This window comes from Pseudomonas sp. GV085 (assembly GCF_003050925.1).
In the GTDB taxonomy this organism is placed as follows: Bacteria; Pseudomonadota; Gammaproteobacteria; order Pseudomonadales; family Pseudomonadaceae; genus Aquipseudomonas.
This window is the reverse complement of record NZ_QAOV01000007.1, coordinates 109,700-125,688: the sequence shown is the minus strand read 5'-3', so window position 1 is coordinate 125,688 and position 15,989 is coordinate 109,700. Positions and strand designations below refer to the sequence as shown.

At 59.3% G+C, this 15,989-nt stretch carries 11 protein-coding genes and 2 pseudogenes; 6 read left to right on the top strand and 7 right to left on the bottom strand.

All coding sequences use genetic code 11. The features are described 5' to 3' along the window. The first annotated feature begins 99 nt into the window (after nt 1-99). Nucleotides 100-1,953 carry a polyurethanase gene (locus C8K63_RS16440; protein WP_108217682.1) on the top strand — a complete coding sequence of 618 codons (1,854 nt, stop codon included), beginning with the start codon at nt 100-102 and terminating at the stop codon, nt 1,951-1,953. Nucleotides 1,954-2,051: 98 nt separating this feature from the next. On the opposite strand, the pseudogene C8K63_RS30885 reads toward C8K63_RS16440, so the two are convergent. The 7 genes and pseudogenes from C8K63_RS30885 to C8K63_RS16410 all read right to left on the bottom strand — a co-directional run. After that, a pseudogene (locus C8K63_RS30885) lies at nt 2,052-2,182 on the bottom strand (IS110 family transposase); the annotation flags it as partial. 565 nt (nt 2,183-2,747) lie between these two features. Further along, nucleotides 2,748-2,852, bottom strand: a pseudogene (locus C8K63_RS30880) (integrase); the annotation flags it as partial. Nucleotides 2,853-2,971: 119 nt separating this feature from the next. Beyond that, the gene (locus C8K63_RS16430; RefSeq protein WP_108217681.1) at nt 2,972-4,240 is read right to left on the bottom strand and encodes an OprD family porin; all 1,269 of its coding nucleotides are present in this window, start codon (nt 4,238-4,240) and stop codon (nt 2,972-2,974) included. A 176-nt stretch (nt 4,241-4,416) separates the two neighbouring features. Continuing rightward, nucleotides 4,417-6,189, bottom strand: a complete 1,773-nt coding sequence (locus C8K63_RS16425) for an acyl-CoA dehydrogenase C-terminal domain-containing protein (protein ID WP_108217680.1) — start codon at nt 6,187-6,189, stop codon at nt 4,417-4,419. Nucleotides 6,190-6,257: 68 nt separating this feature from the next. Then, nucleotides 6,258-7,928, bottom strand: a complete 1,671-nt coding sequence (locus tag C8K63_RS16420) for a cation acetate symporter (protein ID WP_108217679.1) — start codon at nt 7,926-7,928, stop codon at nt 6,258-6,260. Further along, entirely contained in the window at nt 7,928-8,254 is a 327-nt protein-coding gene (locus C8K63_RS16415) for a DUF485 domain-containing protein (RefSeq protein WP_108217678.1), read from the bottom strand. The genes C8K63_RS16420 and C8K63_RS16415 overlap by 1 nt, the downstream gene beginning before the upstream one ends. Before the next feature lie 122 nt (nt 8,255-8,376). Continuing rightward, entirely contained in the window at nt 8,377-9,999 is a 1,623-nt protein-coding gene (locus tag C8K63_RS16410) for an acyl-CoA synthetase (RefSeq protein ID WP_108217677.1), read from the bottom strand. A gap of 219 nt (nt 10,000-10,218) precedes the next feature. On the opposite strand from C8K63_RS16410, the gene C8K63_RS16405 reads away from it, so the two are divergent. The 5 genes from C8K63_RS16405 to C8K63_RS16390 all read left to right on the top strand — a co-directional run bounded on the left by C8K63_RS16405 (nt 10,219) and on the right by C8K63_RS16390 (nt 15,798). Next, nucleotides 10,219-12,492 (top strand): PAS domain S-box protein, encoded by a 2,274-nt coding sequence (locus C8K63_RS16405; RefSeq protein ID WP_108217676.1) that lies wholly within the window; start codon nt 10,219-10,221, stop codon nt 12,490-12,492. A 10-nt stretch (nt 12,493-12,502) separates the two neighbouring features. Next, the gene (locus C8K63_RS16400; RefSeq protein ID WP_108217675.1) at nt 12,503-13,138 is read left to right on the top strand and encodes a response regulator transcription factor; all 636 of its coding nucleotides are present in this window, start codon (nt 12,503-12,505) and stop codon (nt 13,136-13,138) included. A gap of 385 nt (nt 13,139-13,523) precedes the next feature. Next, nucleotides 13,524-14,906: a nodulation protein NfeD gene (locus C8K63_RS16395; RefSeq protein WP_108217674.1), complete on the top strand. Its 1,383-nt coding sequence runs from the start codon at nt 13,524-13,526 to the stop codon at nt 14,904-14,906. 3 nt (nt 14,907-14,909) lie between these two features. Further along, nucleotides 14,910-15,074 carry a hypothetical protein gene (locus tag C8K63_RS31110; RefSeq protein WP_305889177.1) on the top strand — a complete coding sequence of 55 codons (165 nt, stop codon included), beginning with the start codon at nt 14,910-14,912 and terminating at the stop codon, nt 15,072-15,074. A gap of 316 nt (nt 15,075-15,390) precedes the next feature. Continuing rightward, nucleotides 15,391-15,798 carry a thioesterase family protein gene (locus C8K63_RS16390; RefSeq protein WP_108217673.1) on the top strand — a complete coding sequence of 136 codons (408 nt, stop codon included), beginning with the start codon at nt 15,391-15,393 and terminating at the stop codon, nt 15,796-15,798. Nucleotides 15,799-15,989 lie beyond the last annotated feature (191 nt).

The window sequence follows — 15,989 nt, the reverse complement described above, 5'->3', positions numbered from 1 at the left end:
CAAACAACTGCACTGGATGCTCCGGGGCGCCTCGTGATCGAGGTGTCCTGGTCGTGAGCTATCTCTGACAATTCCAACAAAGAGAGAGAGGCAATACCCATGGGTGTATACGACTACAAAAACCTCGGCACAGCAGACGCCAAAGCGTTGTTTACCGACGCGATGGCAATCACGCTGTATTCCTATCACAACCTCGACAACGGCTTTGCCACCGGTTACCAGCACAACGGATTCGGCGCAGGTTTGCCGGCAACGCTGGTCACGGCGCTGATTGGCGGCACTGATTCCCAAGGCGTGATTCCCGGCATTCCCTGGAACCCCGATTCCGAAAAAGCCGCACTGGATGCGGTGCAGAAGGCCGGCTGGACCCCCATCACCGCCACGCAGCTGGGCTATGATGGCAAGACGGATGCGCGCGGGACTTTCTTCGGTGAGAAGGCCGGGTACACCAGTGCTCAGGTAGAGATCCTCGGCAAGTACGATGCACAGGGTCATCTCACGGAAATCGGCATCGCCTTTCGCGGCACCAGCGGCCCTCGGGAAAGCCGGATCAGCGACTCCATCGGCGATGTGATCAATGACCTGCTGGCGGCGTTGGGTCCCCAGGATTATGCGAAAAACTACGCAGGCGAGGCCTTCGCAAAACTGTTCGGCGACGTTGCTGCGTTCGCCAGCGCCAATGGCCTGTCAGGCAAGGACGTACTGGTCAGCGGGCACAGCCTCGGCGGGCTGGCAGTCAACAGCCTGGCGGATTTGAGCAACGATAAATGGGGCGGTTTCTTCAAGGACTCGAACTACGTCGCTTATGCCTCACCGACCCAAAGCACCACCGATAAAGTGCTGAATATCGGCTATGAAAACGATCCGGTGTTCCGTGCGCTCGACGGCTCATCGTTCAACCTGGCATCGGTCGGCGTGCACGATGCCCATCAAGACTCGGCGACCAACAACATCGTCAGCTTCAACGACCACTATGCGTCGACGGCGTGGAACCTGCTGCCATTTTCCATCCTCAACATCCCGACCTGGATTTCGCACCTGCCCACCGCTTACGGCGATGGCATGACCCGGGTGCTGGAGTCGAAGTTCTACGACCTCACCAGCAAAGACTCGACGATCATCGTTGCCAATCTTTCGGACCCGGCACGCGCCAACACCTGGGTCCAGGACCTGAACCGCAATGCTGAAACCCACAAGGGCAGTACCTTCATCATTGGCAGTGACGGCAGCGACCTGATTCAGGGCGGCAAGGGCAATGACTATCTGGACGGTGGTGACGGCAACGACACCTTTCGAGACAGCGGCGGCTACAACATCCTGCTGGGCGGCAAGGGCAATAACGTGTTCGATTTGCAGCAGTCGGTGAAGAGTTTCGATTTTGCCAATGACGGCGCCGGCAACCTGTACATCCGCGACGCCAATGGCGGCATCAGCATCACCCGCGACATCGGCAGTATCGTGACCAAGGAGCCGGGTTTCCTGTGGGGACTGTTCAAGGATGACGTGACCCACAGCGTGACCGCCAATGGCCTCGCGATCGGCAATCAACTGACTCAGTACGCCTCAACGGTGAAGGGCGGTGCAGGGGCCGATACGCTAAAGGCACAGGCTGTTGGTGATTGGTTGTTTGGCCTGGACGGCAACGATCATCTGATCGGTGGCAAGGGCAACGACGTGTTTGTCGGCGGGGCAGGCAACGACCTGCTGGAGTCAGGGGGCGGGATCGATACGTTCCTGTTCAGCGGCGCGTTCGGCCAGGACCGGGTGGTTGGGTATCAGGCGAACGACAAACTGGTGTTTCTCGGGGTTCAGGGCGTGACGCCGAACGACGACTTCCGGACCCATGCCACGGTGGTGGGGCAGGATACCGTGCTGACGTTTGGCAATGATTCGGTGACGCTGGTTGGCGTGGGGCTGGACAGTCTGTCCAGCGGCGGGATCGTTATCGCCTGAGTGTGATGCGGTTTCTGCAGGGCCTCATCGCGAGCAAGCCCGCTCTCAGAGGATATGCGCCAACCTTGTGGGAGCAACTGCCTTCACCATGCCACTCGTCACCGCCATTCGGTGCCGTCCCGCAACATGGCATTCAGTCTAATCAATAGGACCCGCATGCAGGCAAGAGCGCGACTTTCGCGCTCTTGCCTCGCTCCCGAAGCGCGTCATAACGTGCCTTGAAGTCAGGCTGATGAAGAATTTCGTCCATAACATGAGCTTCAAGAAGGGCGCCGGGTTCTTGGCCGTTGCCGCCCTTTGATGCTCAGCGCTTCGCCGTAACCGTATAACTGACCGGTATGTAGGAGTAACAGGCGTACTCTTTTTTCTGCTCGCCCTACCAATACCGATAGAACAAGCTGACCGATACACCGCCGTTGCGCACTGAGATTCGACCGGCCAGATTGCCATCCTCCCGGAGGATTCAACCGGCATCGTGGGCGGTCGGCGACTCGAGTTCTTTGATGGTGATTTTGGCCATGAAATGGGTTCCCCCTACTTTTACCCCTACAAAAACGTCGGCTCTTGATGGACGTTCCTGGACTCTCGTGGAGCAGAACACCGCTGGAGCTCAAGTAAATACTGGCTTGGAAAAATCCAGAGTAAAATTTTGGAAGCTTTCAAGACGTATGAAAAAGAAGATGGGGTGCTAGGGGTCGAGTGTTCGAATCACTCCGTCCCGACCATATTTTTCAATGACTTAGCCCAACCCTAGCCAGTTGGGCTTTTTCATTGGTGGGGAGTTTTTCGGGACGTCATCCAGTTTTCCTCTTCAAGATCGTCAGCACCGGCCGCCGCGAGTCAGTTGCTGATACCCTATTTGCAGCCTCAATCAGATGCCCGAGCTCAGCGCCCGAGTAACCGCGTCATGGCTAGCCGACTCCTACGAAGGCGTGAGTGAGAAAAGCTGAAAGCTGCGCAAGGCAGCCTTCAGCTATAAACCATGTGTACTGGGCAATAGTGACGCAGAGCAGAACGCCTACCAGATTGGTAAGGTGTAGCTGACGATCAAACGGTTTTCATCCAGATCGCTGCCAAAGTTGGTCGAACGCACAGTCGCGTTGCGCCATTTCACCCCGACGTTTTTCAGCGGGCCGCTTTGCACAACGTAACCGATGTCGGTATCGCGCTCCCATTCCTTGCCCTCTGGCCGGTTATTGCCCAGGTCAATGTTGTCGCCGTTAATGTAGCGGGTCATGAAGGTCAGGCCAGGCACCCCGATGGCCGCGAAGTTGTAGTCGTAGCGAGCCTGCCAGGACTTTTCGTCCTTGCTGGCGAAGTCGCCGATCTGCACGAAGTTCACCAGGAAGGCGTCGGTGCCGTTGACGTAGGCGTAGCCGGTGTCGCCGCTCATGCCCTGGTAACCCAGGCCCAACGCATGCCCGTCGACGCTGTAGGTGAACATCGCGCCGATGGCATTGTTATCGACATTGCTGCCACCGTCGTCCGTGGAGCGGGCGAAGCGCAGATCGGTCTTCAGCGACTGGCCGATTGTGACCGGCAACACGTAGGTCAGGTTGACCAGGTGCTGGCTGTAGAAGTTGTCGAGGTGACCGTAGCTGTAGCCGGTGGCGAGGTTGCTGGTCCATTTGTAGTTCAGGCTGGCGAAATCGAATGTGTCGCTGTCGACATGACGTGTGGTGATGCCTTTGGCGCCAGTTCGGGTGATGCCCATGTCTTCGTAGTTCGAGGAGTCGCGCTGATTGACCTGCGTCAGTCGCCCGGCATCCACCGTCATGCCTTCAATCTCCAGCGATGTCAGCTGACCTCCCTCGAACGTTTGTGGCAGCAGCCGTGAATCGTTGGCCAAGATCGTCGGCAGTTTAGGCATCAGCGTGCCGAGTTTCAGCGCACTTTTGGAGACGCGCAGTTTAGCGGTAAGGCCCAGTTCGCCATACTCGTCCTGGGAACCATTGCGGGGGTTGCTGTGGCGTTTGAGCAGGCCGGAACCCGCGCGATCAGGGCTGGAATCAAGCTTGACGCCCTCAAGGCCCAGGGCATCGAAACCCACGCCAATCAAACCTTCGGTGTATCCCGACTCATAGCGCAGCAGGAAACCCTGTGCCCATTCCTCTTGCCTGGATTGGGGAGCGTTGGTCTGACGATAATCTCGGTTGAAGTAGAAGTTGCGCAGTTCAAGGCTGGCCTTGCTGTCCTTGATAAAGTCAGCAGCAGCCGGGGCTGAAAGACTGATGACACCACCCGTGAGCAGGATTCGGGAGGCGAGATTGCGGGTGCTGCGGTCCATGGTGAAGCTCCTTTGTTTTTATTTTTGGAATCATGGGGCTGCCACTGGGCGACTGGGCGCGATGTCCGTGGGGCAGTAGGTGTGAAGCAGCCCTCGCCAGAGGGGCGAGAGCTAATGGATAAAAAAACGCCAACGCCGAAAGAGAGGAGTTTTTTGACGCGGCGTCGACTTAATCGTTAGAACTGTTCCGCGCTCAGGCCATACAACGAGGCACTGCCGGCCCGAATGGATTGTTCCAGGCTCAAAATGCGTGGTAGCAAGCGCTGGATGTAAAAGTCGGCGGTGGCGATTTTCGCATCGTAGAAATCTTCGTCTTCGGTGCGTTTTTGCCGGGCAACCTGAGCCATACGCGCCCAGAGCCAGGCGTAGGCGACGTAACCGAAAAGGTGCAAATACTCCACCGAGGCAGCGCCGACTTCATTGCGGTTGGTTGCCGCCCGATCCTGCAGCCAGTCGCCGATGTCCTCCAGCCGCTGCACGGCATCGAGCAGCTGCGTGGCATAGGGTGCATCGGGCTCAGCGGCGAAACGGCGAATCTCGCCGGTGAACTGGCGCAGCACGACGCCTTTATCGGCGAGCACTTTGCGTCCGAGCAGGTCCAATGCCTGGATGCCATTGGTGCCTTCGTAGATCTGTGCAATGCGCACATCACGGACCAATTGTTCCTGGCCCCATTCGCGGATGTAGCCATGGCCGCCAAAAACCTGCTGGCCATTGATGCAGCTTTCCAGGCCGGTGTCGGTAAAAAACGCCTTGGCCACCGGCGTCAGCAGCGCAACCAAGTCCTGCGCACTGTCGCGCTCGCTGGCATCGTTGGAAAACTTCGACAGGTCCAGTTGTTGCCCGACATAACTGGCGAATGCGCGGCCGCCCTCGGTCATGGCTTTCATGCCGAGCAGCATACGCCGCACATCCGGGTGAACGATGATCGGGTCGGCCAGTTTGTCCGGGGTCACGGCACCGGTGGGCGCCCGACTCTGAATGCGTTCGCGAGCGTAGGCGACGGCGCTCTGGTAGGACGCCTCGGCGCAGCCGATGCCCTGAATGCCGATGGACAGGCGTTCGTAATTCATCATGGTGAACATCGCCGCCAAGCCTTTGTTCTCCTCACCGACCAGCCAGCCACTGGCGCCGTCGAAGTTCATCACGCAGGTGGCCGAGGCCTTGATGCCCATCTTGTGTTCGATCGAACCACAACTCACGGCGTTGGCAGCACCGAGGGAGCCGTCGGCATTGACCAACACTTTAGGTACGACAAACAGCGAAATGCCTTTCGGACCAGCAGGCGCGTTCGGCAGTTTGGCCAGTACCAGATGCACGATGTTTTCGGTCAGGTCCTGATCGCCCCCGGTGATGAAAATCTTGCTGCCGGTGATCTTGTAGCTGCCGTCAGCCTCAGGTTCGGCGCGGGTGCGGATGAGCCCGAGGTCGGTGCCGGCATGGGCCTCGGTCAGGCACATGGAGCCGGCCCAGCGGCCTTCATACATCGGTGGCAGATAGATTTTTTTCAGGGTGTCGCTGGCGTGGGCATCCAGCGCCAGGCAGGCACCGGAGCTCAACGCCGAATACAGAGCAAAACTTGAGTTGGCGCCGTAGAGCATCTCTTCGAACTGCACGGCGAGCATTTTCGGCATGCCCATACCACCGAACCCGGCGTTGCCGGACAGTCCCACCCAACCGCCTTCGATGTAGGTAGCGTAAGCCTGTTTGAAACCGGTGGGGGTGGTGACCCGACCCTCATGCCACTGCGCGCCTTCTTCGTCGCCGCTGCGATTGAGGGGCGCAATCAGGTGCGAGGTGACTTTTGCCGCCTCCTCAAGAATGGCGTCCGCCGTATCGGTATCGATGCTGTCGGCCAAGGCCGGCAGGCGCGCCCACATGGCCGGGGCATCGAACACTTCGTGCAGCACAAAGCGCATGTCGCGTAGCGGAGCTTTGAATTCGGGCATAACGTGAACCTCGTTGGGACAGTTGTGTCACGGGCACAGCGCCGCACAGGCGGGCCGTGCCCCTTCAGTCAATGGCTGGAAGCGGCGGCAGCGCCGAGGCCGGTCTGAGCTCGAACGAATTGGTCGGCGTAGGCGTCACGCTCCTTGTCGGCGCGCGCACTGCGGTCGAGCCTGGACACGACGACGATCACCAGGAAAGCCAGCGGCATGGAGAACAGTGCTGGATGGTCGTACGGGAAGATCGCTTGCGCATGACCGAGTACGGTCACCCAGACAGGTGGCGACAGGATCACCAGTGCCAGTGCGCAGATCAGGCCGGCAAAACCGCCCAGGATCGCGCCTTTGGTCGTCAGGCCTTTCCAGTACATGGCCATGATCAGCACCGGGAAGTTGGTCGAAGCGGCGATGCCGAACGTCAGGCCCACCAGAATGGCGACGTTCATCTTCTCGAACACAATGCCCAGCACAATCGCGATGACGCCCAGGCCCACAGTGGCCATGCGGGTCACGCGCATTTCCTGCTTCTCGTTGGCGGTGCCTTTCTTGTATACGGTGGCGTAAAGGTCATGGGAAATCGCCGAAGCACCGGCCAGCGCCAGGCCGGAGACCACTGCAAGGATGGTTGCGAACGCTACAGCGGCGAGGAAACCGAAGAAGAGATTGCCGCCGACAGCTTTGGCCAGGTGCATGGCAACCATGTTGCCGCCACCAATCAGGGCGCCGCCGACTTCGCCATTGACGTAGTACTGCGGATCGGTGCCTATGATCACCATCGAGACAAAACCCAGGGTGCAGACTACGAGGAAGAAGAAACCGATGAAACCGGTGGCGTAGAACACCGACTTGCGGGCTTCCTTGGCGCTCGGCACGGTGAAGAAGCGCATCAGGATGTGCGGCAGTCCGGCAATCCCGAACACCAGGCCCAGCGACATCGACACGGTGTTTATCGGGTTGGCGAGCAGTGAGCCCGGGCCCATGATGTTCCAGCCGCTGGCGTGAACCTTGACGGCTTTGTCGGCCAGGGTTTCATAGCTGAAACCGAACTGCGACATGGCCATGACCGCGAGGGTGGTGCCGCCGACGAGCAGCAGCACAGCCTTGATGATCTGGACCCAGGTGGTGGCGATCATTCCGCCGAAGATCACGTAGATCAGCATCAGCGCGCCAACGATCATCACCGCAACCGGGTAGTCGAGGCCGAACAGCAATTTGATCAGTTGGCCGGCACCGACCATCTGCACGATCAGGTAGCAGCACACCACCGTCAGCGAGCCGAAGGCTGCGAAGATCCGCACCTTGTTCTGGTCCAGTCGATAGGAAACGATGTCGGCGAAGGTATAGCGCCCGAGGTTGCGCAGACGCTCGGCCATCAGGAAGGTAATGATGGGCCAGCCAACGAAGAAGCCGATGGTATAGATGAAGCCATCGTAACCTTTGGCGAATACCAGGCTGGAAAGCCCCAGCAGGGTAGCTGCGGACATATAGTCGCCGGCAATCGCCAGGCCATTCTGAAACCCGGTGATACCACCGCCCGCCGTGTAAAAGTCCGAGGTGGATTTGGTTTGGCGCGCGGCCCACCAGGTGATGGCCAGCGTGCCGAGGACGAACACGAAGAACATGCCGATCGCATTCATATTCAGTGGTTGCTTTTCCACCGCGCCCATCGTCGGCGCGGCGAGCGCAATGGAGGCTGGCAGCAGGCCGGTAGCGGCGAGGATCAGTTTACGCAACAGAGTCATCACTTGCTCTCCTCGATAATGGCTGCGCCCAGGGCGTCAAAACGGGTATTGGCGCTGTAGACATACCAACCGGTCAGTAACCAGGAAAACACGATGATTGCCGCGCCAACCGGCATACCCAAGGTCAACATCCGATGTTCGCCCAGCGGTGCATGCAGCCACTGCGGGGCAAACGCCACCACGAGCATGAACAGGTAATAAGTGCCCAATACAACGGCGCTCAACGTCCAGGCCAGGCGTGAACGGCTGCTCACCAGCTGAAGGAATTTCGGATTGCGCCGAATGCGTTCGCAACGTTGGGTATCGGTTGAATGGATGTCGATCATCGGTAGCTCCACATTGTTTTTGTTGTCGTTGTGTAGGGCAGGGCACTGCCGAATCCGGCCTGCACGAACCCGCAGCAGCAGGTAAAACACCTGCTGCTTGATGGATGCAATGTCAGATGGGGTTAGAGCGCCTTGGCCCGGTCGCGCAACACGTACTTCTGGATCTTGCCTGTGGAAGTCTTCGGCAAGAGCGTGAAAACCACTGTTCGCGGTACCTTGAATCCGGCCAGATGTTCACGGCAGAAACTGATGATGTCGGCCTCGCGAACGTCCTGGTGATCAGCCTTCAAGGTGACGAAGGCGCAGGGCGTTTCGCCCCATTTCTCATCGGGACGGGCGACCACGGCTGCTTCCATCACACCCGGGTGGCGATAGAGCACGCCTTCGAGTTCGATGGTGGAGATGTTCTCGCCGCCCGAGATGATGATGTCCTTGAGCCGGTCCTTGATTTCGACGTAACCGTCGGGATGCCAGACGGCCAGGTCACCGGTGTGGAACCAGCCGCCCTCGAACGCTTCGGCAGTGGCGGTCGGGTTCTTCAGGTAACCCTTCATGACAGTGTTGCCGCGCAGGAAGATCTCTCCGATGGTCTGGCCGTCGCGCGGGGTTGGCTCCAGCGTTGTGCTATCGCCGACCATCACGCCTTCCAGCGTCGGGTAGCGCACGCCCTGTCGCGATTTGATTTGCGCCCGCTTCTCCAGAGAAAACTCATCCCATTCGGCGTGCCAGGCGCAGACCGTTACCGGGCCATAGGTTTCGGTCAGGCCAAATACGTGAGTGACCTTGATGCCCATCTCTTCGACGGCACCGATCACTTTGGCCGGTGGCGCAGCGCCTGCAACCAGGGCGTTGACCGGGTGATCGATGGCCGCTTTGGCTGATTCGGGCATGTTCACCAGTGCATTGAGCACGATCGGCGCACCGCACAGGTGAGTGACCTGATGCTCGCGGATCAGCGTGAGGATTTTCTGTGGATCGACCCGGCGCAGGAATACGTGCACACCTGCCAGGGCGGTGATGGTCCATGGGTAGCACCAGCCATTGCAATGGAACATCGGCAGGGTCCAGAGGTACACCGGATGGTTGCCTATGGCCCAGGTCATCTGGTTGCCCAATGCGCTCAGGTAAGCGCCGCGATGGTGGTAGACCACGCCCTTGGGGTTGCCGGTGGTGCCTGACGTGTAATTCAGCGAAATGGCTTGCCACTCGTCGACCGGCCATTGCCAGTCGAATGCCGGGTCGCCTTCGGCCAACAGCGCTTCGTAGTCCAGGTCGCTCGCGGCCTGACCTTCACCGTATTCCGGGTCATTGACGTCGATCACCAGAGGCGGGTGATCGAGCATGCCAAGCGCCGCCTGGATCACATCATGGAACTCGCGGTCGGTAATCAACACCTTGGCCTCGCCATGCTGCAGCATGAAGGCGATCGCCTCGGCATCGAGGCGGACGTTGAGCGGGTTGAGCACGGCACCGATCATCGGCACACCGAAATGCACTTCAAGCATCTCGGGGATGTTGGGCAGCATCACCGCGACCGTGTCGTCCTTGCCGATACCGCGACCGGCCAGCGCCGAGGCCAGACGTCGGCAACGGGTGTAGGTCTGCGCCCAGGTGCGACGAATCGAACCGTGGATCACGGCGGGGTGATCAGGATAAGTGCTAGCGGTGCGCTCGATGAAACTGAGCGGAGACAAGGCTATGTGGTTCACAGCCGAAGGGCCTAGGCCTTGGTCATAGATAGACATGTGCGGGTACTCGATGGCTGATTGTTAGCTCTATGGTTGACCTCGCCGAGGCCACCTTCAAAGTCCGGATTACCTTATATAACATTCTGCTGTGAATATGGAAGTACAACCTATGTCATATAGTATATATACTATATTTTATTCTTTTGACTCCAAATCGCCGCCGCCAGCCCTCCAAGGCTGGTATATGCTTGGTTTCCCTGACGAAGTGGACCCGCAATGATCCTGACTCCCGTTCGATTGCACAGTTGGTTGCGCCTGCAGCGCGAGGGCGTGTCTCTGGCCGCCCGGGCCGATGCGTTGTGTCGGGCGCTGCAGGATTGCCCCGAGGTGCAGCGGGCGGTTTACCTGAGTTGGCAGCCCAATGCGCGGATCTACAGCCACGAGGGCACCGCCCAGCATTTTCCGCCGGGACTTGGCGACCCGGCGCAGGCCAGCGACCAGTTGCTCTTCGAGCATCTGGTCGAGGCAGGGCGCCTGGACCTGTCTCAAGTCCGTCAACTCGATTGCTGGTTGTCCGGCCGGTTGCGGCGGGCCGCGATCAGCCATGGCCAGGTATTCGATCTGGCCTTGCAGCCGGGGCAGCCGGGGTTGTTGCTGGTGCAGGTGTGCGAGGGCGTGAGTCTCGATTGGCTGGGCTGGGTGCAGGATTTGCTGACGACGCTGCTGAGCAGCGTCAACGGCATGCTGCGTGGTTCGCCGCTGCTGGGCCACGATCCACAACCGAGCCTGTTGCTCGATGCACAAGGTCGACCGCTGGAGTTCAACGCGGCACTGATGGCACTGCTCGCCGAGAAATCGCTGACCGATGTGTTGGGTTTTTTACCGGTCAATCATCGGGTGCTGGTGCGTGCCTGCCTGGACCAGCAACGCGCCATCGAAGGCGTCGAGGCTCAGTTTGAAGCGCAGATCCTGATCTGGACGTTCATCCCCGACCCCCAGGACAACCGAGTGCTCGCCCGTTGCCGCGACGCCACGGCCCAAGTGCTGGCGGAGCGTGAAGCGGCCACCGCACGGCGGCTGTACCGGCTGATCATCGAAAACACGACCGACCTGATTTCCCGTCACACGCCGGATGGGCACGTTATCGATGCGTCCCCGGCATCCTGGACCTTGCTTGGTTACTGGCCCGAAGAGTTGCGCGGGCAATTGGCCCAGGGCCTGTTTCATGGCCAGGATCTGGCCGGTCTGGTGCAGCGCGCGCGTGATGCGCTGGAGCAGGATGGCTATCACACCATGACTTATCGCATCCGCCATCGCGACGGCCATTACCTGTGGTTCGAAACTGCCAGCCGGGCGATCCGGGAAACCTACACCGGGACGGTGGTAGAAGTCGTCAGCGTATCCCGGGACATCACCGCCCGAGTGCAGGCCGAGGAGAACAAGCGACGCCTGGCCGAAGTGGTCGAGGCCAACATCGATCCGGTGTTGTTCATCGCCCCCGAGGGCCAGGTCACTTACCTCAATCCAGCCGCGCGCCGGATCCTCGGGATTGATGAGCAACAACCCATGCCGTCCCTGGCCGCGTTGTTCGCCAGCGGCGACCTTGCGCGTCTGCAACGCGATGGCTGGCAGAGCGCCGAGCGCGACGGTGTCTGGAGCACCGATGCGCGGTTGCAACCACCGGGTGGCGGCACATCGGTGCCGGTGTCGCTGGTACTGCTGGCGCACCGTTCCGCCGGGGGCGAGCGATATTACTCATTGGTCGCGCGCGACATGACTGAACGCGAGCTGCGGGAAGTGCAACAGCGCCGTCATCAGGATGAGCTGGCACACACCGCACGGTTGGTTACCCTCGGTGAACTGGCCTCGGGGATCGCCCACGAAATCAACCAGCCGCTGGCTGCCGTGGTCAATTATGCGAATGCGAGCCAGCGCTATCTACAGACACTGGATTCCAATCCCCAGGCCGCTGCCAGAGTGACCCAGGGCCTGGAACGCATTACCCATCACGCCACCCACGCCTCCGAAGTGATCCGGCGTTTGCGCTCCTTTTTGCGCAAGGGACAGCGGCGCATGCAGGCGCTGAACTTGACTGACGTCGCCCGCGAAGCCGTGCGCTTGTGTGCCTGGGAGGCGAGTAATTGCCAAGTGACAATCGAGGATCGACTGCCGGATAATCTGCCACCCGTTTATGCCGACCGCGTGTTGCTGGAACAGGTTCTGCTCAATTTGTTGCGCAATGCCATCGACGCCAACCGTGAGCAACATCCCGGGCTACCTTCGCAGATCGTGATGACCGTGGAGCAGGGCAGTGGCGCCTGCGTGGAAATCCGTGTGCGAGACCAGGGGCCAGGCGTCAGCGAGCCGGAACTGGAACAGATATTTACCCCGTTCTACACCAGCAAGGCCGATGGTCTGGGGCTCGGTCTGTCCATGAGCCGCAGCATTATCGAAGGTTTCGGTGGCGAACTGAATGCCCGGCGTCAGCCCGTCGGGCTGCTGATGTGTTGCCGCTTGCCGCTGGCCGGCCCGACAAAACAACAACAATAGGAATCAGGTAATGGCAGGTGTAACGGAGCAGGTTGTGTACGTGGTCGATGATGACCAGGGCATGCTCGAATCGACGGTCTGGTTGTTGGAGTCGGTCGGCCTCAAGGCTTTGCCGTTTACCAGTGGCGTCGCGTTCCTCGATGCCTGCGATGCAAGCCTCGATGCCTGCGTGTTGCTCGACGTGCGCATGCCCGGTATGGGCGGCTTGAACGTGCAGGAGGAAATGCGTGTGCGCCAACTGAACCTGCCGATCATCTTCGTCAGCGGGCATGCGGATGTGCCGATCGTAGTGCGCGCGTTCAAGGCCGGTGCCCATGACTTTATCGAGAAGCCCTACAACGAGCAGCTGTTGCTGGACAGCGTGCAACAGGCGCTCAGCAACTGTGCCGCCAACCGTTCGGGCAACCAGGGTCACGAAGCCTTGCAGGCGCGCTTGCTGAGCATGACCCCGCGCGAGCGCGATGTCATGTTACCGCTGGTGCAGGGGTACACCACCCGCGAAATCGCGGAGCAACTGGGCGTGAGCGCAAAAACCGTTGATCTGTATCGCGCGCGCGTCATGAAACGCATGCAGGCCAACACGTTGCCGGAACTGGTGGGCATGGCCATCGCGGCGCAGATGGTCGATCCGCTGAAGTTGCGTTGATCCCTCGCTCTTTATATTTCCAATGTTGTCGTCCACTTCATCATGGTCCTCGCGGAATGACGTTGACTGGCAAGCGGTGTTTACCGGCTCACAGTGACCGTCCGCTACTGGCCGAGGCTGTGTAAAAACACTTTCGTGCAGATGCGGCAATCAAAGTCGGCGCGAAAAACACGCTCCTACGCAACATCCAGTTCAGCCCGTAGAGTCCAGATTGTTTTGGTACACCATTTTCCCTCCAAGAGGCACAGTAGGGTGACATGAGATCCTGGCGAACAGTTCTGGCACGTGCCCTGCATTGACCGCCGCGCCTGTATCGCCTATGGCTGACTCAACTACGCTTTAAGTGAAGGCTGAAGACTGCCGAACCCGCTCCTGGGAGGGTCCCGTGAACAGTCACTGGTGGCGCCGCCTGCTTTTGGTAATGATGCTGGTCTGGCTACCGACGGTTTCGACGACGGTGTCGGCTGCGGGCAGTGTCGTGATTCTGACCGTCAACGATGCTATTGGTCCGGCCAGTGCCGACTACGTGGAACGCGGCTTGATACGTGCGGTGACCGAGGGCGCACAGTTGGTGGTCATCAACCTCGACACCCCCGGCGGGCTGGACACTTCGATGCGCTCGATCATCAAGGCGATTCTGGCCAGCCCCCTGCCAGTGGCCAGTTTCGTTGCCCCTAGTGGCGCACGCGCGGCCAGCGCCGGCACCTATATTTTGTATGCCAGCCACATTGCCGCCATGACCCCGGGTACCAACCTGGGCGCCGCTACGCCGGTGCAGATCGGCGGCCTACCCGGGACCGCACCCGAACCACCTCGCTCACCCACCACTGACAAGAATTCTCCGCCTGAGCTACGAGACACCATGACTCGAAAACAGATCAATGATGCGGCGGCTTACATCCGTGGTCTTGCGCAATTGCGCGGACGCAATGCCGACTGGGCCGAACAAGCGGTACGTGAATCGCTCAGCTTGTCGGCCGACGAAGCGCTCAAACTCAAGGTGGTCGATTATGTGGCCAATGACGTGGCAGACCTGCTCAAGCAGCTGGACGGTAAGAACCTGAATGTCGCCGGTCAAACGTTGAGGCTGAACACCGCCGGGGCTACGCTCATCGACCAAGCGCCTGATTGGCGCACACAACTGTTGGTGGTGATCACAAACCCCAGCGTGGCATTGCTGCTGATCATGTTCGGGGTCTATGGCCTGATATTCGAATTCATGAGCCCGGGATCAGGCGTCGGAGGGGTACTCGGTGGCATCTGCCTGTTGCTGGGGCTGTATGCCCTGCAACTGTTGCCCGTGAATTACGCCGGGGTCGGACTGATTCTGCTGGGGATCGCCTTCATGATCGCCGAGGCGTTTCTACCGAGTTTCGGTGTAATCGGCTTGGGTGGGGTGGTTGCCTTTGTAGTCGGCGCAGTGATTTTGATGGACACCGATGTACCGGGTTTCGGCATTCCGTTGGCGCTGATCATCAGCATGGCACTGATCAGCGCCCTGTTGCTGATGACTCTGGTCGGCATGGCGCTCAAGGCCCGACGCCGTGCCCTGGTCAGCGGCGATGCGGGCTTGGTCGGCAGCCTGGCTACGGTGACGGGGCTGCTGCCGGGTCTGCCGATGAGCGGCTGGGTGCAACTGCAGGGCGAAAGATGGCAAGTTCAGAGCCGCTCGCCCCTGCACCTGGGCCAACAGGTCCGGGTGGTGGCGCGCACGGGTTTGATGCTGGAGGTCATTGCATCGGATGAAACGCCACCGCGAGGAGGTTGATCCATGTTCGTCGAATTGGGTTCTGGCGCGCTGCCAGCCCTGCTCCTTGTGTTGGTGTTCTCGGCCGTCCGGATTCTGCGCGAATACGAGCGCGGGGGCGGGGATTACCAGGCTGTCGGTGATTACGGAGAAGCAAGAGACGTTGAAGTCTCTCGAGTTTTTACATAATAGGGGGGCGTATGGTCCGTCTCCCGGCGGAGAAGAGAAATAAGTCGGTACTGGTTAGATCGTTTATTTCTTTCAGTTATGTAAAAAGATTTAAGTTGCGTATCCAAAGCCGATGAAACGGCGTGATGGCTTTAAAGAGAACCGTTCTCCGGGGCCGAGAACAAGATCGGCCGTTCCTTTATTCAGGCATGACTTCATCCTTGCCGCTATAGCGGCTATGCATTAGAGATGAGAGGGAGGTATCGTCTACCCCGGACAAACAGGCGCTGCGACGTGGTTGTTTGAGCTCTGTCACTCAATATTAAGGATTGATCTTGTGCCGAACTCAGTGACTATTAAGAGAAAGGTATTGTTCGGCGACTGTGATCCGGAGGGGATTGTCTATACACCCAGGTTTTCGTATTTCGTTGTCGAGGCCATTCATGATGCCCTTACGGTCTGGCTTTCCGGTCCCGGATTAAGAACCCTGCTAGGTTTTAACCTACTGCCTCCAGCAAGGGCCTTCTCGCTAGAGTTTCTTCATCCGGTCACTTGGGATGACGAACTTTCCATGAAGGTAAGTGTTTCCAGTATTGGGCTTCACTCGTTCACATTTCTAGTCGAGGGTAATGTAGCGCCAGATGTCATGGCATTTACTTCTAGCCTTACACACGTTTGCATCTCGCCGGTCACCAGGGAAGTGATTGAGGTTCCAGAGCAACTGAGGGCGCTGCTCCAGTCTTGAGCGTTGTAGTCGCTCGGACGAGATAGAGCTGGGCAGGCGACTGTCTTGCGCTCCACAGCCATCCAGGGAACATTGGCTGGCTGAGGCAGATCTGCTTCATGCGGCAGCCTGCTGATCCCGCGATCCAGGCAGTTCAATACGCAGTCCCAGCCGCAGTTGGTGACGAACTCCGCGACGGTGCGCGACCCCAT

Excerpts from the sequence above, each read along its gene's own strand:
- C8K63_RS16430 (WP_108217681.1), bottom strand. The coding sequence starts at position 4,240 with ATGGACCGCAGCACCCGCAATCTCGCCTCCCGAATCCTGCTCACGGGT.
- C8K63_RS16410 (WP_108217677.1), bottom strand. The coding sequence starts at position 9,999 with ATGTCTATCTATGACCAAGGCCTAGGCCCTTCGGCTGTGAACCACATA.
- C8K63_RS16420 (WP_108217679.1), bottom strand. The coding sequence starts at position 7,928 with ATGACTCTGTTGCGTAAACTGATCCTCGCCGCTACCGGCCTGCTGCCA.
- C8K63_RS16400 (WP_108217675.1), top strand. The coding sequence starts at position 12,503 with ATGGCAGGTGTAACGGAGCAGGTTGTGTACGTGGTCGATGATGACCAG.
- C8K63_RS16405 (WP_108217676.1), top strand. The coding sequence starts at position 10,219 with ATGATCCTGACTCCCGTTCGATTGCACAGTTGGTTGCGCCTGCAGCGC.
- C8K63_RS16415 (WP_108217678.1), bottom strand. The coding sequence starts at position 8,254 with ATGATCGACATCCATTCAACCGATACCCAACGTTGCGAACGCATTCGG.
- C8K63_RS16425 (WP_108217680.1), bottom strand. The coding sequence starts at position 6,189 with ATGCCCGAATTCAAAGCTCCGCTACGCGACATGCGCTTTGTGCTGCAC.
- C8K63_RS31110 (WP_305889177.1), top strand. The coding sequence starts at position 14,910 with ATGTTCGTCGAATTGGGTTCTGGCGCGCTGCCAGCCCTGCTCCTTGTG.
- C8K63_RS16440 (WP_108217682.1), top strand. The coding sequence starts at position 100 with ATGGGTGTATACGACTACAAAAACCTCGGCACAGCAGACGCCAAAGCG.